General features: G+C 43.9%; 19 protein-coding genes. 4 read left to right on the top strand and 15 right to left on the bottom strand.

All coding sequences use genetic code 11. The features are described from left to right. Window positions 1-35: 35 nt before the first annotated feature. From brnQ to EIZ58_RS11080, 11 genes are all read right to left on the bottom strand, one after another. The gene (gene brnQ / locus EIZ58_RS11130) at window positions 36-1,334 is read right to left on the bottom strand and encodes a branched-chain amino acid transport system II carrier protein (RefSeq protein ID WP_134700842.1); all 1,299 of its coding nucleotides are present in this window, start codon (window positions 1,332-1,334) and stop codon (window positions 36-38) included. Window positions 1,335-1,360: 26 nt separating this feature from the next. Continuing rightward, window positions 1,361-2,473 carry a M20 metallopeptidase family protein gene (locus EIZ58_RS11125; RefSeq protein WP_134700840.1) on the bottom strand — a complete coding sequence of 371 codons (1,113 nt, stop codon included), beginning with the start codon at window positions 2,471-2,473 and terminating at the stop codon, window positions 1,361-1,363. Window positions 2,474-3,176: 703 nt separating this feature from the next. Beyond that, window positions 3,177-4,622, bottom strand: a complete 1,446-nt coding sequence (locus tag EIZ58_RS11120) for a YfcC family protein (RefSeq protein ID WP_134700837.1) — start codon at window positions 4,620-4,622, stop codon at window positions 3,177-3,179. An 18-nt stretch (window positions 4,623-4,640) separates the two neighbouring features. Further along, a complete protein-coding gene (locus EIZ58_RS11115; protein WP_134700976.1) occupies window positions 4,641-5,780 on the bottom strand; it encodes a M20 family metallopeptidase in 1,140 nt (379 codons plus the stop codon). 104 nt (window positions 5,781-5,884) lie between these two features. Next, complete coding sequence (locus EIZ58_RS11110; RefSeq protein WP_134700835.1) at window positions 5,885-6,067, bottom strand: hypothetical protein; 183 nt, start codon at window positions 6,065-6,067, stop codon at window positions 5,885-5,887. A 181-nt stretch (window positions 6,068-6,248) separates the two neighbouring features. Further along, window positions 6,249-7,814: a sigma-54 interaction domain-containing protein gene (locus EIZ58_RS11105; protein ID WP_167577614.1), complete on the bottom strand. Its 1,566-nt coding sequence runs from the start codon at window positions 7,812-7,814 to the stop codon at window positions 6,249-6,251. Between the two features lie 124 nt (window positions 7,815-7,938). Further along, window positions 7,939-9,141, bottom strand: a complete 1,203-nt coding sequence (locus EIZ58_RS11100; RefSeq protein ID WP_134700831.1) for an FAD-dependent monooxygenase — start codon at window positions 9,139-9,141, stop codon at window positions 7,939-7,941. Window positions 9,142-9,181: 40 nt separating this feature from the next. Continuing rightward, window positions 9,182-10,294 (bottom strand): cupin domain-containing protein, encoded by a 1,113-nt coding sequence (locus tag EIZ58_RS11095; protein ID WP_134700829.1) that lies wholly within the window; start codon window positions 10,292-10,294, stop codon window positions 9,182-9,184. 14 nt (window positions 10,295-10,308) lie between these two features. Beyond that, window positions 10,309-10,809: a DinB family protein gene (locus EIZ58_RS11090; RefSeq protein ID WP_134700827.1), complete on the bottom strand. Its 501-nt coding sequence runs from the start codon at window positions 10,807-10,809 to the stop codon at window positions 10,309-10,311. A gap of 1 nt (window position 10,810) precedes the next feature. Then, window positions 10,811-11,758, bottom strand: a complete 948-nt coding sequence (locus EIZ58_RS11085) for a fumarylacetoacetate hydrolase family protein (RefSeq protein WP_134700825.1) — start codon at window positions 11,756-11,758, stop codon at window positions 10,811-10,813. A gap of 35 nt (window positions 11,759-11,793) precedes the next feature. Further along, window positions 11,794-12,000 (bottom strand): YciI family protein, encoded by a 207-nt coding sequence (locus tag EIZ58_RS11080; RefSeq protein ID WP_240689010.1) that lies wholly within the window; start codon window positions 11,998-12,000, stop codon window positions 11,794-11,796. Between the two features lie 207 nt (window positions 12,001-12,207). On the opposite strand from EIZ58_RS11080, the gene EIZ58_RS11075 reads away from it, so the two are divergent. The 4 genes from EIZ58_RS11075 (at window position 12,208) to EIZ58_RS11060 (ending at window position 16,002) form a co-directional block, all read left to right on the top strand. Then, a complete protein-coding gene (locus EIZ58_RS11075; protein ID WP_134700823.1) occupies window positions 12,208-12,969 on the top strand; it encodes an IclR family transcriptional regulator in 762 nt (253 codons plus the stop codon). A 220-nt stretch (window positions 12,970-13,189) separates the two neighbouring features. Next, the gene (locus tag EIZ58_RS11070; protein ID WP_134700821.1) at window positions 13,190-14,215 is read left to right on the top strand and encodes a TRAP transporter substrate-binding protein; all 1,026 of its coding nucleotides are present in this window, start codon (window positions 13,190-13,192) and stop codon (window positions 14,213-14,215) included. 11 nt (window positions 14,216-14,226) lie between these two features. After that, complete coding sequence (locus EIZ58_RS11065; RefSeq protein WP_134700819.1) at window positions 14,227-14,718, top strand: TRAP transporter small permease; 492 nt, start codon at window positions 14,227-14,229, stop codon at window positions 14,716-14,718. Window positions 14,719-14,721: 3 nt separating this feature from the next. Further along, window positions 14,722-16,002 carry a TRAP transporter large permease gene (locus EIZ58_RS11060; RefSeq protein WP_134700817.1) on the top strand — a complete coding sequence of 427 codons (1,281 nt, stop codon included), beginning with the start codon at window positions 14,722-14,724 and terminating at the stop codon, window positions 16,000-16,002. A gap of 480 nt (window positions 16,003-16,482) precedes the next feature. Here EIZ58_RS11060 and EIZ58_RS11055 read toward each other — a convergent pair whose 3' ends face one another. From EIZ58_RS11055 to EIZ58_RS11040, 4 genes are all read right to left on the bottom strand, one after another. After that, window positions 16,483-17,025 carry a hypothetical protein gene (locus EIZ58_RS11055; protein ID WP_240689009.1) on the bottom strand — a complete coding sequence of 181 codons (543 nt, stop codon included), beginning with the start codon at window positions 17,023-17,025 and terminating at the stop codon, window positions 16,483-16,485. A gap of 156 nt (window positions 17,026-17,181) precedes the next feature. Next, on the bottom strand, window positions 17,182-17,907 hold the full coding sequence (locus EIZ58_RS11050) for an MBL fold metallo-hydrolase (protein WP_134700813.1): 726 nt from the start codon (window positions 17,905-17,907) through the stop codon (window positions 17,182-17,184). 352 nt (window positions 17,908-18,259) lie between these two features. Then, the gene (locus EIZ58_RS11045) at window positions 18,260-19,318 is read right to left on the bottom strand and encodes an Ldh family oxidoreductase (protein WP_167577613.1); all 1,059 of its coding nucleotides are present in this window, start codon (window positions 19,316-19,318) and stop codon (window positions 18,260-18,262) included. Window positions 19,319-19,333: 15 nt separating this feature from the next. Then, entirely contained in the window at window positions 19,334-20,506 is a 1,173-nt protein-coding gene (locus tag EIZ58_RS11040) for an MFS transporter (RefSeq protein WP_134700809.1), read from the bottom strand. Window positions 20,507-20,535 lie beyond the last annotated feature (29 nt).

The following is a 20,535-nucleotide window of genomic DNA, read 5'->3' as shown; positions in this document are numbered from 1 at the left end:
ATAGGTCTCTTCCACACGGAACTCATCAATCCGTTCTATGACACCTCCCGCAACTCTTCAGCTTTAGATTTGTCCATGAAAGCCCCAAGGATAAATCCGAGTATGGCCGGAATGAGCCAGGAAAATCCATTTTCGCTTAACGGCAACAATGCAATGAGCTGGTTCAATCCCTCCACTTCCCCCACGATTCCAACCGTTTCCACCAAACTAACAACGAGGGTTAAAATGGCTGCGCCTTTAAATGCTCCTTCATTCGGTAGGTATTTCAAAAATAAACCAAGAACGACAATGACGATAGCAATCGGGTAGCTTGCCAAGAAAATAGGCATGGCGTAACTGATGATATGGCCAACCCCCAGCGAACCAACCGTGATCCCTGTTGCACAGATCACCATAACCCAAGTACGGTAGCTCAGCTTCTGTTTGGTTAAATCAGACAGAAACTCAGCTATAACAGCAGTTACCCCTATAGAAGAGGTTAAACAGGCCAAAGCGATAGCTACCGCTAGTAATGTAGTTCCAACATTTCCGAGTAATTGCTGAACAAGACCGATCAGGAGTGCAGTATTATCGATATCTTTAGGGAACTGACCCACTGCGGTAGCCCCAATATAGAGTAGCCCACCGTAAACAACCAATAAACCCAAACCAGCAATGATGGTCGCATTGATCGTCATTTTCCTTACACTTGAAGTCCCTTTATACCCTAAGCCCCTAATGGCTGCAATAAAAATGGGGGCTAGTAGGATTCCGGTGATGACATCCCCAGTCTGGTAAGCATTTATAAACGAATGTGAAAACGGATTCGGAAGTTCAGTTGCCTTCGGCGCTCCAATTGGATTCAATATTCCCTTGCCTACGATAAACAGGAGAATGATAACAAGAAGCGGCGTCAGTACCTTTCCAATTTTATCCACAACATTCGTCTTATCCATGGCAAAGTAGAAATTCATAGCAAAATAAACAAGAATGGTCACTACCGCCGGAATTTGCGGAAATAAAGGTTGAACACCCAACTCATGCGTCGTAGCAGCCATTCGCGGAATCGTGACGAACATGCCAATCCCAACCATAACTGCTAGGTTAAACACCTTATAAAACCAAGGGCTAATCGGCTTGGTTAAGACCTCAAATCTACCCTCAGCATTTAAAATCGCGATAACTCCCATCAAAGGCAGTACAATTCCAGTAATAGAAAAACCAAGGAGGGCTGTAAGCCAGTTCGTACCGGATGCAAGTCCGATCGCAGGGGGGAAAATTAAGTTTCCTGCACCAAAGAACATGGCAAATAAAGCAAACCCTAATAAAAGAGTGTCTCGAAAATTTGGGGTCATTTTTCTATCGCACCTTTCATTTATTTTTACTCACTTAGACCTTTGAACATTTCTACTGCTGTTTCGATCAGATCATCTTTGAAGTCATACTCGTAACTGTGTAGGTGCGGATAGGTTTCGCCGTTTCCAATATAAAAATAAGAACCCTTTGTAAGTTTTGTGTAGTAACCGTAATCCTCGGAACCACGGAATGCTTCCCCCAGCTCAACCAGGGAAAATCCTTTTTCTTTACATACGTACCGAACTTTGTCCGTACTTTCCTTGTGGTTTGAAGTTTCCGGAAATTCATCCTGATATCCAAAGCTTACCTTCAATCCAACCTTTAACGCTTCAGATTTCGCAACCTCTTCCAAATTCCGCTGAAGTTTGTCCAACTCTTCCTCGTAAAGTGCACGGATGGTCATTCTCAATGTACCCTTGCTGGCATTGATACCAAATGACTTCTCACCAATATCCACTTGAACAACCGTACAGAGAACAAGTCCTTTATTGATAGCAGGATCAATGAACCCGGGAATGGCATCGATTACCTTGGCAACGACGAATGAGGGATTGATTCCTTTCTCCGGTTCACTGGCGTGAGAAGGAACACCTTCCATATAGATCGTCATTCCCTTGGAAGCACAGTGTGCTGTACCATCGATGACAAGAACGGAATGTTGCTTGTATCCACTCATATTATGCCAACCGAAAATTTCATCAATGTTGTTTTCCTTGATGAAAACAGCACATTCAGCAGCCCCATCACCTGTTTCTTCTGCATGTTGGAACAGGAAAAAGACATTATTGTCACAACCGAACTGATCAATTTCTAGAGCAAAACCGCAAAGGGTTGCTGAATGTCCATCGTGTCCGCATTTATGAGAAACCCCAGGGAATTGGGAACCATAAGGGAGTTCTATGATTTCGTCCATCGGAAGTGCATCAAAATCCGCGCGGAATGCGATATTTCTTCTACCTACTTTTGACCGATAGACGGCATAGAACCAACGGCCCCTGTCAACAATTTCAAGCTTTGTATGAGCTTTAAGGAAATCCATTAAATGCTGTTTAGTCCAAATTTCCTGGTTTGATAATTCCGGATGAGCATGAAGCTCATGGCGAAGTTGAATCGCTAATTCTAGGTTTTTCTTTTCCATCTTTTCTCTCCTTCTACGTTGTAATACATCCCTAATCCGATAGATTGCTAGGAATATTTAAACCGTTAGTAATAGAATTGCATGATTGATCGATATTAATTTAGATTGCAAATTTCGTGCCAATATTGCATCTCGAAAAATTCTTTATCTATCAATATTCTAAAATCCATAAAAGAGTCATAGGGTAAAAATCTTCACCCCTTTTCAGTAAAAATATTTTTACTTTTGGATTGTCCGTGAAAAGCATGGGCAACATTAAAATTCCTTTTCATCAACCCTATGCAGCAAATAAACAAGTAGATTCCACCTATGACAGGACTGATAGGATAGTAAAAAACCAGAGAGCAATTACACCCTCTGGTTTCCATACCGATTTTCAAGTCCGTTTTCGAGGTGTCCCAAGCTAAATATACCCCCTACAGGGTATTTTTAAAGACAAAATCAGCAAAAGTCCACTGATAATAAACATGTAAGATGGAAGCAAGAATAAAAAGATGGAAATTCTCCACCTATTAATTAAAATAGAGTAGGATTTCATTTTGTAGGTGGAAAAAATCCAACTATTAGCTCTGAACGCCAAATTCACAAGCCATATTGAGGCTTTAGTTGACGATTCTCCACTTATTTTGCTTTTTATCCTTTAATTTTTTCGAATAGATGGACTTTTACCACTAATATTTACAACCCAACTCGAGAAAAGCATTTATAGATTTGCACCCCATCCGATCGATTGGGCTACGATCAACGCCACGGCAGCTAAAGCGAACCACATCAGCAATAACGGAATGATGAAGCGCAGCCATTTGCTATAAGGAACCTGCGCGATGGCTAATATCGCCATAAAGAAACTGGTTGGGTAAAGAATATTCGTAAACCCATCACCAAATTGAAAAGCAAGGACAGCGGTTTGGCGCGTAACCCCGAGTATATCGGACAACCCGCTCATGACAGGCATCGTAATCATAGCTTGGCCGCTGCCTGAACCTACGAGGAAATTAAATAAGCCTTGGAAGATTAACATCATGATGGCAGACAACTCACTCGGCGCTGCACCAACAACTACGGTGATCCCGTGAACAATGGTATCTAAAATATTTCCTTTTTCAAGAACAACGGAAATCGCTCTAGATAAACCAATGATAATAACACCAACCAATACTTTCCTAAAGCCCTCATTAAACACTTCCGCAATGTTACTTGGAGACATCTTGAAAATGAAGCCAAGAGCAATCCCCATAAACGCATACCAACCGCCAATTTGTGTAAAATACCACTTCCAGTTTAGTAAGCCGTAGATCATGATCCCCATACCTGCAAGTAAGAAAAGAATGGCAAATAGCTGTCTGCCGGAGACCTTTTCTGTGGAACTGTTGTCTTCTGTGATGAAATCACGATCTAGTCCATCTCCGTGCAAATAACTTTGAGCAGGATTTCGTTCGACTCCCCTAGCATACCGCCATACGTAAAGGATCCCGATAAGCAGGGCAATAGACATAATAATAGCACGATACTCAATTCCCGAATACAATGGCAAATTCATTAAAGTTTGGGCAAGTCCTACGGTGGCCGGTGCCGTCATGGCTACCGAAAACCCGGCAGCCGTACTAACAAGAACCATCGCCGTGGCTGTAAAGCGGTCGTACCCGAATCTTAACATGAGCGGAATTAATACAGGTGCATAAATCAGACCAAGCTCCATCGCACCCGTAAAGCTCGTAAATACCCCCATCGGAATCATCAAAGCGGGGATCACCCATATCTTCTTCGTTTGGAAGATATTCACGACTTGGCGAATCCCAAGATTCATCAGCCCCGTTCGTTCCACCATGGCGAAAAGAGCACCAATCATAAGCCCTCCAAAGATGATTTCACCCGCTTGAACCATCCCTGCCGGAATTGAAAACATGACATCGAACGGGGTTAAATGAGGGACATCCACATATTGAAAGGTTCCAGGCACCACAATGGGTCTCCCCATAGGCCCAACTTGTCTCTCAAATTGTCCTTGAGGTACCAACAAAGTGGCTAGATAGCCCACCAAGAGCATGGTAACCAAAATAACATAAACGTGTGGAAGCTTCATCCAGCTTTTCTTTGACGGAGTTACGACCACATTTCTTACTTCTTCTTTACGTAATGGTTGTCCCATCGCTTTCCCCTCTTTCCTCTACGTTAGGATTTTAAACACAGCATGGACAAAGATCCGGACGCCCATCTCTAAGGCATCTTCATCAATCGTAAATCGAGGATGGTGATGGGGATAGACGATCCCTTTTTCCTCATTGCCTGCTCCAATGAAGAAGTAGCAGCCAGGCGTATCCTGCATAAAGGCCGAGAAATCCTCTGCGCCCATTTTCGGCTTTTCATAGGAGATCGTTTCTTCCCCATAGACTTCGCGTACGGTTTCTTCCACTAGCTTCGTCACCTCATCGTGGTTGATGACAGGTAAATATCCGGTTAAATATTTGAAGTCATACGTTGCCCCATGGGCTTCCGTAATTCCTTTAATTACCCTCTCCATGAGAGCTGGTATGGTTTCGCGGAACTTGACATCAAAGCTTCGCACGGTTCCGTTCATTTCCACCGAGTCCGCAATAACGTTGGCCGCCTCTCCCGCAACAAACTTTCCAATGGAAAGGACCAGAGGGTCCAGGGGATTCGTGTTGCGCGACACGATATGCTGAAGGTTCGTAACCACTTGGGCTCCCACCGCGATGCTGTCAATGGTTTGATGAGGGGCGGACCCATGGCCCCCTCTGCCCTTGATTGTAAGGAAGAATCCATCCGGGGCGGCCATCATCGGTCCATACGTAATCCCGACTTTCCCTACTTCAAGGTCTGACATCAGATGGGCCGCGATGACCATGTCCACCCCTTCCATCACTCCTGCTTCCACCATTTCCTTTGCGCCGCCAGGAAAATACTCTTCAGCATGCTGAAACAGGAATCGCACTTCACCTTGAAGCTGATCCTTCATGCTGGAAAGAATCTTAGCTGCTCCCAGCAACATGGCCGTATGACCGTCATGACCGCATGCATGCATCACGCCGGGGGTCTTTGAAACGAACTCAAATTCATTTTCTTCTTGTATCGGAAGCGCATCCATATCCGCGCGAATGGCTAATGTTTTCCCAGGCTTCGTGCCGATGAGGCGAGCCATCACACTATATTTTGTTGGGCGTGTCACTTCTAGATTTCCAAAAGAAAGAAGCTGATCACACACAAATTGTGAGGTCTTTTCTTCTTGGAAAGACAATTCCGGATTCTCATGAAGATAACGCCTCCAATGGATTACCTCACTCTTCATGCTGATCACTTTAGGTTCTAATCGTTCTTTTAACACGTTTTATTCCTCCTCAAGCATTCTTTTTATACATCTGCAATCATATCTGTCCCCGGTCTGGTAAGCTCTTATAAAGGAAGATGCCCTGCTTGTTCTTCCTTAATCAGATGAGCTACTCGGATCGTGTACTGCCCTGGCTTTTCAGCCCCAGAGACGTTGTTAGCGTTACCATCTGTTGGCCTGCCACAGCCACTGACAGCAAGTGCCGAAACCAAAAGTGCGGTGCCTAGGAATTTTTTAATGTTTTTCATTTGAAGCCCCCTTGTACATTTTTTATGGATTTTAAAGCTTCGAACTCTTACTCCCATTCAAGCAAATCCTATGCCAACTTTTCTCTTGATCTCAGACCAAACAAACCTTGATTTACTCAGGAGGTTAGCGGAAAAAGAAAAAAGAGGGGGGAAAATTTCCCCTCTCTTCGTAAAAAAATTTTTACCTTAAATTATACTTCTCCATCTTATACTTTAACGCTTGCTTGGATACTCCCAATCTTCTACCCGCCTCGGCCATCACCCCATTGGACTGAGTCAGCTCATGAAGGATCATTTGTTTCTCATACTCTTCCACTGCATCTTTTAGAGAGCGTCCGTCCAACCCTCGAGTCGCTCCTTCACCTTGCGTGGGTTCACGGTATTTACGAATGCGCTGCGGAATATCCTCTAGCGTAATCTCCGAAGTTACGGCGTTATTATAAGCGGTTTCTATGGCATTCTTCAGCTCTCGAATATTGCCAGGCCAATCGTACCTTTTGAAACATTCCAGCACCTCGGTGTTAACGGCCGCAATGTGCATATTCATATTGCTGTTGTAAAATTGAATAAAGTGCTCGACAAGCAGCTCAATATCTTCCTTTCGGTCTTTTAAAGGAGGCAGATCAATTTGAACAATCCCTAATCGGTAGAATAAGTCTTCGCGTAATCGTTTTTCAGTAACTAAGATCTCCGGATCTTCATTCGTCGCTGAGATCACTCGAATATTTACGCTGATATTTTTTTTGCCTCCAATCCTGCGCACATTCTTTTCCTCGATCGCTTTAAGCAATTTCACCTGAAGACTGATATCCAAGGAATTAATCTCGTCCAAAAACAGGGTGCCACCGTCCGCTTGCTCAAACAGGCCGGGTGCATCCTCCGCGCCTGTGAAGCTTCCCTTGGTCGTCCCAAACAACGTGCTCTCCAGCAAAGTCGGCGGGACAGCTCCGCAATTCAACGAGATAAAAGGCTTCTCAAACCGATCGCTTAGATTGTGAATGGCTTGGGCAATCACTTCTTTGCCCGTACCTGTCCTTCCGTAAATGAGCACCGTGGAATGGGTTCTACCAATTCTTTGCAACCTGTTCTTAATGTTTATCATCGTCGCGTTATTCGAAATCATATCGTCTATAGTATAAATGGTATTATTTTTTCGGTAAACCTTATGACCTGCCATTTTATCGAGGGATTGAATATCTTCTTTTGTAAACAGATGTTTCGAAAACTCGATCGCCCCGATAATCTTATCCTCTTCTATAATTGGAAAAGTAGAATTGATTGTGATAAATGGATTTCCATTTTTCGTCAGCAATTCCTGCCTGATATTCACAATGGGCTTCCCTGACTTTAATACGCTCATGATGGTACTGGTTTCTTCCGTAAGATCTTGATAAAAAGAAGTGATATGCTTCCCCATAAAGTCCTCCGGTCTGAAACCAAGAACTCTTAGAACTTGTAAATCCGCCAGATCATAAAAAATGATCTTTCCTTTTTCGTCCGTGATTAGAATGTTGTCGTAGTCCGATAGCTTCTTGAAATTGGCGAGCTCTGTTTGCTTTTCCACCCCGTCATCCTCCGCTGCATTTTCACTGTAACCATATTTTTGCATAATTATAAAATAAAAAACAAGTCGGGCGGCTTGCTTTTTGTTATACGACATTCCAACGTTAATCACCGCTAGTAACAAACTGGTCTTAAACACGAGGGTGGATCCAGCCGCAACGACTTGTGTCGGTTCATTTGCCAATACCAGCCTCATTCGGACAGCACAAGGCCCAACATCGAAAATCCAGTCCGAGAATCCAGCTCCTTATTCGGCTTTAACATACAAAAAGGAGCAGCGATAGCTCACTACTCCTTTACTGTCCATATTAACGAACCTTTGCCGCTCCATAACGGCGGGAATAAAGCCAATCTACATGGCTCGTATCTTGTGGTGTCCGGTTTTCCATCAGGTTATTGCGCAAGAGGATCGCAATCGGATCTACAGCATGAATGATCTCACCCCAAAGACGAGCGTTCCGTTGGACGCTGGCAGAGCGCGGAATGCGTTCTGTCTGGTAGACGGAGAAAGCTTTCTCATAATTGTTTCCGTATTCATGGAGACAATCGCTAAGGTAAGCCGCATCCTCTAAAGCTTGACAGCCTCCTTGCGCCATATACTGTAGCATCGGGTGAGCTGCATCCCCAAGCAAGGTTACGCGGCCCTTTGACCAGTTTTCAATCGGGTTGCGGTCATACATCGGCCAACGGCGTTGACGGGAGATGAACGTAACGGCATGTTGAACAGGTTTGCAACATTTGCCAAAGTGCTGATCGAGTTCTTCGGGCGTACCCCAATCATCGGAGTCTTCCTTATAGCGATCGCTTTTGAACACAACAACCTGGTTGTATAACTCTCCTCGGCGAACAGGATACTGAACCAAGTGCAGATTGGGGCCAATCCACATGATCACATCGTCCATATTCGTACCAGCTTGAGCAGCCATTTCATTCATCGGGATGGTTCCGCGGTAAGCCACATAGTGGGAAGCAACAGGCTGATCCTCAATGAACAGCTTGCGAGTCTTGGAATGAATCCCATCCGCACCAATCACGGCTTCTGTTACATACGTGGTCCCATCTGCTAATACGACTTGGGCTTTGTCTCCTAAATCTTCGACCCTTTCTACGGCTTGATTAGTCAGCACCGTAATCTTATCGTTGTCTAGACAAGCTTTAAGCAAGGCCTGCTGCAGATCGGCACGATGCAATACGATGTAAGGATGACCATATTTCTGCTTGAAGGACTCCCCCAGATCAAGTGCACTCAACTCCTTGCCCGTTATCGCATCCATAAGAACTAAGCGCTCGGGGTACACTGCTGTTTTATTAATTTCGTCCATCACGCCGAAACGGGACAATATCGCCGTCGCATTCGGCGCGAGCTGGATGCCGGCACCTACCTCATTGATCTCAGGAGCCTGCTCCAATACATAGACAGAACGCCCCGTTTCCGCAACACCTAATGCTGTAGCCAGTCCGCCAATCCCTCCACCCACAACAACAAACGGCAAATCCTTTACATTTGACATATATGATCCCCCTCAATTTGTTATATCAATCACTTAGCTCTTAAGGCAATAAAGGCTTAAATTCATCTGTAACGGCCTGGAATCCTTGACTTTGCTCTAAGCTTTCTTCCCGCTGCACATTAAACTTCTCCATGATCGGCAGGTCGCTTACTGAGAATAAGTAGCTATCCTCTGCTGCCACATGCTCATGCCATGCCCAATTCGGGATGACGAAATAGTCTCCTTTTGACCAATCGAAACGTACCCCATTAATCACCGAGTAGCCTGATCCCTTGTATACCTGATAAATGGTGGAACTAGTGTGTCGGTGAGCTTTGGAATGGAATCCAGCAGGAAGCTTCTGCAGCCAGGCAGCAATGTTCGGATTCGCCGTTTTTCCATTGGATGGGTTAATGTACTCCACGGCATACCCATCGTAAGGATCCGGCTCAAATTGGGATAAGCCATCGATCGCAGCGATCGTTTGGGACCACTTGTAAGCTCCTAACGGCGCCACTTTCGGATGACGATCCGAAATCGGACGAACCATTCCCCCAGCATAACGTTGGGAAGAGTAGTTATCCGGCACACTCGGCTGTTCAATCCGGTCAGGATAAGGCTCAAAGAACGTTCCGCCAATCGCGTACATCGTCGGGATGTCTAAAGCGTCCATCCAGATCATCGGCTCATTTCCTGGATGGGCATGGCCATGCCATAATCCGCCAGGCGTAATCAGGTAATCGCCTTCCTCCATGAAGATCCGTTCTCCTTGAACGATGGTATAGGCTCCCGATCCGTTGGTAATAAACCGAAGGGCACTCTGCGTGTGACGATGCGATGGGGCCGTTTCTCCCGGCAAGATCAACTGAACGGCAGCATAAAGGGTTTGGGTGGTCGATGCCCATCCCCATGGCTGGCGATGTTTTAAACCTGGATTTTGCAAGTAAATCGCTCTTCGTTCTCCACCCCGGTCAGGGGTGAAGATCTCTCGTGCTTCCATTAACTTGGCATGAAGGGTTTCCCACTTCCATAGATAGGGAACCGCTTGAGGCGTCGGCTGCTTATGCATCAGATCCGGAATCGCATTCCAAAGCGGTCCGAGATGGTATTTTTCAATTTCCTTATTAAAATCCTGAACGATATCGCTCTCAAAAAAGTTCAGTTTCTCTGCCATCGTATTCGCTCCTTTTATCGTTTTTCTTTTAAAGCCGAGTACTGTTCCCTGATTCGTTTGATTTGGCCCAAGTGGGTATCCAGATGTTCGACTAATAAGTGATCCACGACAAAGGACATAGGCTTCGTTCCCCAACGCGGATTTTTGCTGGGGGACTCGATGGCAAGATCTTCTTCAGTCATAGAGCCAAGAATGCGCTCCACTTCTTTTTTAGTATCAAGGATTCCTTCCCTTATATCGGACAAAGATCGTTGATCGGCTTTCGCAACCGCAGCCAGTCTTCCTTCATGTAGATGGTTGCGTCCCCACTCTGATCCAGGTGCCTGGACAACCGCTTGGATCTCACGCAGCCAATACGGAGTGATCTCCTCTACATGACACAAAACTTCCATAACGGACCAAGCGTCGTCAGCCGGTTTCCAGCGAAGCTCTTCTTCTGGGATGGATTCTGCCAATGTAACGATTTCATCTGTCAATCGATAGATGTCTCCCATTGCCTTTTGGACTTGGCTCATCTTATTTCCCCTCCGACACTTTACTTACGCGGTTTTCCAATACTCCCACCTGATCAATTTCAATACGGACCACGTCTCCATCTTTTAAGAACACTTGCGGATCGCGGGCAACCCCCACTCCGCCCGGAGTTCCGGTAAGGATCACATCACCTGGCTCTAGCGTCATTAACCCGGATAGAAACTCTACAAGGTAAGGAACGGTAAACACGAGATTTTCCGTGTTGGTTCGTTGACGTTCTTCCCCATTTACCGTTAAGAGGACTCCTAATCCGGAAGGATTCTGCAGTTCATCGCGTGTAATAAGCCAAGGTCCCATCGGAGCGCTTCCTTCCACGGTCTTACCTTGAAGCCACTGAATCGTTCTGCGCTGGATGTCTCGGTAGGTCACGTCGTTCACGATGGTGTAACCGGCTACATAATCCAGAGCCTCTTCTTGGGAAACATTTCTTGCCTGCTTTCCTATAACAAAGGCAAATTCTGCTTCATAGTCTAATTGTTCAGAAATCGGATAAAACGGGATGTCGTCTTGAGGTCCGATAACCGTATTGCTGAATTTGGCAAAGACCACGGGATGAGTAGGAAGTTCACGACCCATCTCTAGGATGTGCTCACGATAATTGTGACCCACACAAATCATTTTCCCAGGGTTCAATACAGGCGCTTCGATCCTCACCTCGGATACCCGATGAGTGACTTTGCGGCTGGTCGCCTGCGGGTGATTCTGAATAAATTCAACCGCTTGCTTAGCCAGGTCAAGGCTCTCATCTCCCCCTTGAAGAAATTCCACCATATTAGCCGGGACAAACGCTTCCGCAATTTTCTCGGAACGAAGTTTCCCCTCTGCTTGCAGCATGGCTTGGTACGCGTAGTTCAGATCAACAAGTGTCTCATCCTTCAAGATCGTACCGATTCGTGTATTACCCTCATAAGTATAGCTAACTAATTTCATTTCTTTATTCCCCTTTTCTATTCATCAATTTTTATTTAGGACATCCATTCTTTTACTTTATAAACACACTCATTTTCCACATACATCGGATCTTGCTGGACAATGTCCAATGCCCCTTCTAAATGATCAGCAGAAATCAGATAAGCACCACCCGATTGATCCGCAAATCCGCCTGCTAGGGCTCTGGATGAAGTTGCGATGTTTAGGGATTGAATTTCCTGCAAAGGTATCCTTACGTTCAATGAAGACGAGGTACTTTCTCAAATTGATCACCTCTTTTTATCAAAATAGTGAACATTGTTCTCTATTTGTAATTCTAAGGTGCACCCCTCGCTATTGTCAATAGGTTTTTGAAATTTGACTAAAAACCCAATGTGCCCCTATTATTTGTATAATGAACCTATATCGCGGATCGGTGGGCTAACCATCCCGCCAAACAAGGAGGATCTATGGAAATCACAAAAAATGGTACAACCATTCAGTCGTTGCAGATCGGCTTGAGCATTGTAGATATCGTGGCCAAGCAGACAAGACCTTTGAGAATGTCAGACATTCAAGAGCTAACGCAAATTACAAAGAGCAACCTTTATAAATATCTCAATACCCTCACGCAACTGGGCCTTCTATACCGAGATAAGGAGGCTGGAACCTATATCCTAGGCAGCAAGCTCATTGAATATGGCATGGCGGCTGTCGGTCAGGAAAATGTGATTGAGCGGATTACGCCTTACCTGCAGCAGATCAGCACCAAAAGCAACCAAACGGTCCTCTTTACTTCTTGGACACCCAATGGGCCAATGGTGGTAAGAATTTTTAACACGGGTCAAGGATTTAACATCGGTGCCCAGATTGGTACACTCCTCCCTATCCTTTCTGCTACCGGAAAAATCTTTGCTGCCTTCATGGAGGAAGGCACCATTCGAGTGTGGAAAGAACAGGAAACCCAAGCATGGGATGAAAATAAAAAAGAAAAATTCAAGGAGGAATGTAAATGGATTCTCGAAAAGGGCATTTCCTTTGCCAGAGAACCGCTCGTATCCGCAGTATCCTCCGTGGCTTTCCCCATTCGAAATTATAGCGGTTCACTCCTCGGCGCTGCCGTCGTCGTTGGCTTCACGGATTCGATACCCCAGGATGAAAACCAAGAACTGAGCCGTTACCTGGTGGACATAAGCCAAGAAATTTCCGCAAGTTTTGGGTATAAAGCTTAAAAAGTGACTCCAAACCAAGTGTCAGCTACTTGTTTGGAGTCACTTTTTTTTGAATCTAAACAGATTTAGCAATATAGGAAAGTTAATTAAGATACCAACAATTTTATTGACAAGCCCCTAACTCATCGTGTTATATTTTTAGTGTATAATGTTCACTATTTAGATAAATACCAACTGAAAGGGATTTCACCTAAAAAACAATATGGGAGGGGATTTACTTATGAAAATCTTGAAATCAAATCGAACTGGACTGATCTCTGCCTGCTTAAGCCTTATGCTGGTGCTTACCGCATGCGGCAGTGGAACTGAACCGAGCAATACAGCTGGTTCCAGCGGGGACGAGTATAAATTTAAATTAACGCATATTACCCAGCCTTCTCACGTGTGGCATAAAACGGCAGAAAAGTTTGCAGAAGAGTTAAATACTCGCTCTGATGGGCGAATGACCGTTGAAATCTATGCAGCGGGCCAGTTGGGACCCGAAAAAGACATGGTTCAGCAACTTGAAACAGGAGCATTGGATTTTGGCATTATTACCAATGGATATATGAGTACTCGCTTGGAATCCTTGAATGCTTGGTTTATGCCTTTCGTGTTTGACAATTTAGAAGAAGCAACAAAAGCAAGAACAACGGAACCGGCCAAAGAAATGTTAAAAGAGCTCGACAAGCAAGGACTAGTCGGGATGGACTTCATGTTCGCCGGAAACCGTCATATCTTAATGAAACAATCGAACGTCCTTACACCGGAAGATGCGAAAGGAAAAAAAGTCCGTATCTTGGGCAGCCCTGCCATTCAGGATTTCTGGACAGCCTTGGGAGCAGGACCGACTCCAATGCCTTTACCTGAAGTCTATACCTCCTTGCAAACAGGGGTTATTGATGGAATCGACATTGATCTAGATGCATTGGCCACCGAAAAGTATTATGAGAATGCCAAGTACCTAACGTTAAGCAACCATATGACCTTCCCGGCGGTCGTCGTGATGAGTAAAGCTAGCCAATCCAAGCTCTCGGCGGAAGACCAGACCCTTGTTAATGAGGCAATGAAGGCTGCAGTTGATTGGGGAGTACAGGAAGCGGTTGCACGAGAAAGTAAGAACTTAGAAGAGTTGAAGAAAATGGGCATTGAAATCAAAGAAGTAAGCGACCGTTCCGCATTTAGTCAAGTGAAAGAAGATATTCAAAAGAAATACGCAGAAAAAGATCCTCTCATCAAGAGCTTCTTAGAAACTACTAAAAAATAGGAGGATAAACGGTGTTCCTAGTTCACAGACTCAGTGACTTCATTTATAAAATCGAAAAGGCTCTAGCTGTGTTTTTCTGTGGAATTTTGCTGATCGCCTTGTCTGCCGGGGTAGCATTTCGCTACTTCCTCAACTCACCGCTGAGTTGGTCGGATGAGATTGCCATTTTCTCGCTCGTTTGGCTAACTTTTATCGGCGGAAGTATGGGAATTAAACTGCAGCGTTCTGCTGCGGTTACGATTCTCATGGACAAGGTACAAGGCCCGATGAGAAAAACATTGTTATTCATTAGTACGATTGCTGTATTCCTGTTTGGCTGCTATATTTTCGCTTTGTCCATGAAATGGATTATGTCACCTAACATTCTTTTCCAAAAGTCGAATTCATTGCAGCTGCCCATGATTATTCCTTACTTGAGTGTTCCGGTTGGCTTTTTCTTCATTTTGATTCATTCCCTGGACCTCGTGCTCAAAACATTCCAGACAACGGAAAAGGAGGCATAGAATATGCTAACCGCTTTAGCCATTTTTATCCTCTTATTATTGCTTCAGGTACCAATCTCCTTTGTTCTGGGTATTACTACCATTATCTACATCGTCATGAGCAACAATCTGGGGCTCCTAGATACGACTCCGCAACGATTGTACTCCTCTTTGGAGAGCTATGGGTTGTTGGCGATCCCTCTCTTTATGCTTGCCGGAGAGCTCATGAACTCAGGCGGTATTACTAAGCGACTCATTGATTTTTCGAAAACGATTGTAGGTCATTTTAGGGGTGGACTTGCCTATGTAAACGTCATTTCTAACATGTTTCTTGCATCGATCATTGGATCAGCAACGGCCCAGATTGCCATGATGAGCCGGACCATGGTACCTGCTATGGAAAAAGAAGGATACTCTAGAGAATTCAGCGCTTCTACTACAGCGACTGCAGGATTGCTAGGGCCGATCATTCCCCCAAGCATGTTGTTCATTATCTACGGTGTTTCATCCGGTGCCTCCATAGGAACCATGTTTTTAGCTGGCATCATGCCCGGGATCCTTCTTGCACTTTGCATTCTGGGTCTTATCGCTTTTACCGGAGCCAAGCAAAAATGGAAAGGTTCCAAGAGAGCTACCTGGGGTGAAATGGGGCATTCCTTTCTCAAAGTCATCCCAGCACTATTGGTACCTTTAATTATTATCGTGGGTATCCTTAGCGGTGTCTTCACTCCTACCGAGTCGGCTGCCATCGCGTGTGTTCTAGCCCTTTTTGTCGGTTTCTTTTTTTACAAGGAGTTAAAGATTAAAGATATCCCTTCCATAATGGTCAATACCGTGACGACAACAGCAACCGTAACTCTCTTGATCGCGATGGCCAATCTTTTCGGTTGGATGCTTTCATTTGAAAGGATTCCGCAGTACATTGCGGAGTGGATGGTTTCCTTAACCGATAACCCTTTAGTCTTTTTATTGCTCGTCAATCTTTTCCTGTTGTTAGTCGGAATGGTGATGGATGGAATTCCCGCTCTGATTATCCTGGTACCCATCTTTACCCCATTAATCGCCCAGTTTGGCATTGACCCTGTTCACTTTGGCGTAATTCTTTGCTTGAACCTTACTATAGGATTGTTGACCCCTCCCGTTGGGGCTGGACTATATATCGCCTCCTCGTTAGCAGGCGTAAAATTAGAACATTTGACCAAATCCATCGGACCGTTCCTGGCCGTATCCATGCTGACTCTCTTAATCGTCACCTATTGGCCTCAGTTGGTTCTTTGGATTCCTTCCTTGCTGTACGGGTCCTAAGCAGAAATAGCATGTGAATTCGAGTGTCATTTATTAAGCTCTATCAGGCGGGATAGCACTGTGGGCATCGAGTTGGGTAATAAATATTAGTGGTAAAAGTCCATTTATCCGAAAAAATTAGAAAAAATTAAGCAAAATAAATGGAGAATTGACAACTAAATGCTTCAATATGGCTTGTAAATTTGGCTTACAGAGCTAGTAGATGGATTTTTTCCACCTACAAAATGAAATCCTGCTCTATGTTAATCAATAAATGGAGAATTTCCGTCTATTGTTTCTTGCTTCCATCTTAGATGTTTACTACCAGTGGACTTTTGCTAATTTTGTCTTTAAAAATACCCTATATGGGGTATAGTCAAGTGGATCAATAATGCAGATAAAATTAAAACAGGACTTTTTCCAACATAACAGTTGGAGAAGTCCTGTTTTAGAAAAGAGTCATTAATCAAGGGAAGCTGCCTCAACAGCCTCTTGCACAAATCAATAACTTTCATTCTCCATCTTCCTTTGGTTAGGCAATCCCACCAAGATCAGACAGGTAAAAAACGCAACAGTAGTAACTATGAGTGCAAATAGCAGACCAATAAAGGCCATAAATGTATCATCACCGGGAAAGGAAGGCTCCAGTGTAATCATCTTATATACACAATACAAAGCGAATACGATAAAGAAGCTACTCCCCAAGAGGCCCATTTTCAGACGATTCTCTTTACTCCCCTGCCAACCACAGTTCATCGATGTCCACAAAAAGATGCTGGATATAACTGCACCTATCATAATGATTATATGAAGGAAAGGAATACTTAGCCTGGTAGTTAAATAAAGCACCAACAGGCTCCCAGCGAAAAGAACAGCATTAATAAGAAATAAAAATCCTCCTCCAAACCAATGATTTTGGTACCATTTTGTTTTTTGAAGGATTTGTACAAACTTATTATTTTTTCCTACCCTGAAAAGTATAGACCTTCTAAGAATAATCATTACAAACACTCCAATTATACCCATTAATATGAGCAATGACATTTTCAACCCTCCCATATTAAAAGAAAAGACTTCATAAGACCTCACTTACTATTGTCAATTTTATCCTAACACTTAATTTATCGTTTTACAATAAAAAAATATCCTAATAGATTAAATAATTATTGTTCATACTTCCGCAACAAAGGTGCCCATATGTTAAAGATGTTGTGAAACAACAACATGTTCTAGTTGCTCTCTTATATTTGAATGACATAGGCCACCGTGGTAACAAATAATCGATTGAATATCGAAGTCTTGTAGCCTATGAACGGATTGAAGTGCTTCATTCATATCCAACGTGGTTTGCTGAATAGGGCCGCGTAATTTGCCTTCAACACATACCAGAGCATCACCCGCCACAAGCGCTTTGCTTTGTTTTAAATAAAGGCTGATATGACCCGGTGTGTGACCCGGAGTAAATATCACTTGAATCCCACCACAATATGGCAGAACTTGACCATCCTCTAACGTTTGGTGCACTTTGGATATTGGAGGCTTTTCGTATAAGGGTTTTAGTTGTTCTGGTACAGATGTCCATTCTTCTTTATTCATTCGGCTTGGATCTGTTTTAATCAGATGGAGCTCACCTTCGATGTAGGGCTTATCATGCTTGTGTTCATATACTTCAATTTCATGTGTGGCATGGTCCAGTATCTCAGGAAGACTGCCAATGTGATCTACATCTTGATGCGTTAGGATAACTGCTTTTAACTTATCAAAAGCAACTTCTGCTTCAGCCATCGCTGTACGAATTCGATCCAGTTGTCCGGGCATTCCAGTATCAATCAAGACCGCCATCTCATCATCCCAGACCAACGTGGGATTTAGCACGAATTGTTGAATTTTTAATTCCAGCATCGCTACTCCATTTGAAATCTTCATAAAACCTCTCCCCCTGTAAAAATTTGTTACTACCAGAAGCAACATTATCATATTATTACAGGGCTTACCATGTGTAAATAGAAAAATATTATATTATAGAATAAATGATTTATTTTGTCAACAGTATTTTTATAAATTAAAACAGGCAAAGATCCTTAATGGTTCTTCGCCTGTTTCAGTTATGCTCAATTAAGTTAGTACTGAGGTTGAAGGAGCTACAGCTCTGGCCGAAGCAACTATCCCATTAGCTGGACTGATTAAGAATTACGACTTTTATGCTGTTCACTCTTAAGTGGAAGTCCCGATGCGGGTAGAGTTCATCATGGTTCCAACCACACACCCCTATGAGTCCCTATAGGGAATAACGAACTCCATATCGTCTTCCGACAGCTTCCAGCTCGTTTAGAATATTGACGGAAAGTGGAATACCAGAGGTTTGTCTCTCGACTGTCGTTTCCAATTCGATCTCTCCTGGCAAATAGATTTTCTCAAAACCTTCAGCCAGCGGAATATTCCGAATTTCTCTTATCATTTGATCCATACGCTCTTTAAACTGCTCCAATTCTTCAAATAAATCGGCCCTCATAACCAAGAAGAATTGACCTACATTTTGACTCCGATCTAGATCTTTGTATAAACTAGCAATATACGGACCAAATGCCGCTCCTGTCAACAGACCGGATAATACCTCCATCAAAAAGGCAAGCCCATACCCTTTGGGTCCACCTACCGGTAGGACTAAGCCATCTGCAGCTTCAAAAGGATCCGTGGTAGGACGACCTTCCTTTGTTATGGCCCATCCAAGAGGAATGGACTGATTGTTTTTACGTGCAAGAGTAATCTTTCCACGTGCCACAACACTAGTAGCCATATCGAAAATGATATCATGCTCTATTCCGGCTGGTATGCCATAAGAAAATGGGTTTGTCCCAAAATACCCGACTTTACCTCCCCACGGAGCCATACTCGATGGAGCATTAGTTGTAGCTAGGGCGATACAATCATGTTTGGCTGCATACATGGTGTAGTCAGCGAGCATTCCGCAGTGGGACGAATCTTTAATTCCCACAACGGCGATCCCCGTTTCCTTTGCCTTTTTTACAGCGATCTCCATTCCCTTCGTGGCTAAAACAATACCCAATCCATTGCCGCCATCGATGAGCATGCTTGCAGGAGATTCCTTCACTACGTTTACCTTCGACTTCTTTTCGGTTACCCCAAGATCCAATCTCTTAGTATAAATCTCCACTCTACTAACCCCATGAGAATCGATTCCACGCAGATTGGCAAGGACAAGATGCTTAGCAACAATGGACGAATGTTCCTCGCTCAAACCAGCTGCTTGAAACACCTCCATCACGTACTGTTCCAACTTTTCTTTTTCTACTCGTAAGGTGGTTGATACCGACATCATAATCATCCTTTCTTAATTCATATTTTGACTTCTCTGTACCTGTTCCTCATCCATCTGTTGAGTTCTCCTAAAATTTGAAAAACCACTCAAACCTAGCAATAAAGCACTCGACCAATAGATAGGAATGAAGCCAACGACGGATCCTATGGAACCAAATAAAATGGGAACGCAAAATTGCACCACTTTGTTGATAGTAAGCCGAATGCCCAGTACCTCCCCCGTCCTTCCCTGGGGCGATTGGTTATAGGCCAATACAATCGACAGGGGTTGGCCACACCCCAAGCCTAACCCGATGATAAATGACATCAAAGCTAACACGATCCAATGCTGAAACAGAGGCAGCAAAATAAAACCGATGCTTGATATCAAGAGACAAGCTACTAAAATGTTCTCAATGCTATATCTTTGATTTAGCCATGGGTATAGAAGCCGCACGACAAAATAGGCCAAGGAATTAAGGCTGAGAATCAAACCTATCGTGGATGCCGATAAGCCTATGCTTTTTCCGTAGATCGGAAAGTAAAAATCATAGATCCCGATTCCCGTTAAAATAATACCGCTCGTGATTAAGGTATTTCGAAGAGAGCGAGAGCTCAATAAGTCCTTTACTTTGTGATTTTCCTGTTTCTTCCCTACTCCTTTAGCCGTTACATGGAATGGACGAAGCCATACATACAAGCCTGGACTAAGAGCCAGGATAGATAACAGCAGATAGGTTTTTTCAAAACCAATAAACTCAATTGCATATCCAGTCACGAAGGGGCCCATCGTATTTGCAAGAGCAATACCTAAACTTAAGGTTCCTATATGCTTTGATCTTGTTTCTGTATCACTTAAAGCACCGATCAAATTTTGAGTCGTAAGTAACGTAAAAATATGGCCTAGACCAAATAGGCATTGAGACGCTACGATCACCAACAATCGTCCTTCAAATACATAAGGCAGTAAGAGGGCCACAGTTGAGGCTAACAGACCTAATAGTAAAGGCAGTCGGTAGCCCAAAGAATCAGATGCCCTTCCGGCATAAACCGCAAACATCATAGGGAATAGGGCCGTTGAAGCCATGATGAAGCCTAACTCCATCGGACTTGCAGCCAAGTGGACAGCATATAATGTTGCAATCACAAGGTTTCCCTTGACACTAATCTGAAAGAGGCTAAAAAGTACTATCGATCGAACTATCATAATGAGAAGATCCCCTATCCAATGGAATA

The organism is Ammoniphilus sp. YIM 78166 (assembly GCF_004522215.1).
In the GTDB taxonomy this organism is placed as follows: Bacteria; Bacillota; Bacilli; order Aneurinibacillales; family RAOX-1; genus YIM-78166.
Note: the sequence above shows the minus strand (reverse complement) of the source record. Positions and strands in the feature narration are given on the sequence as shown.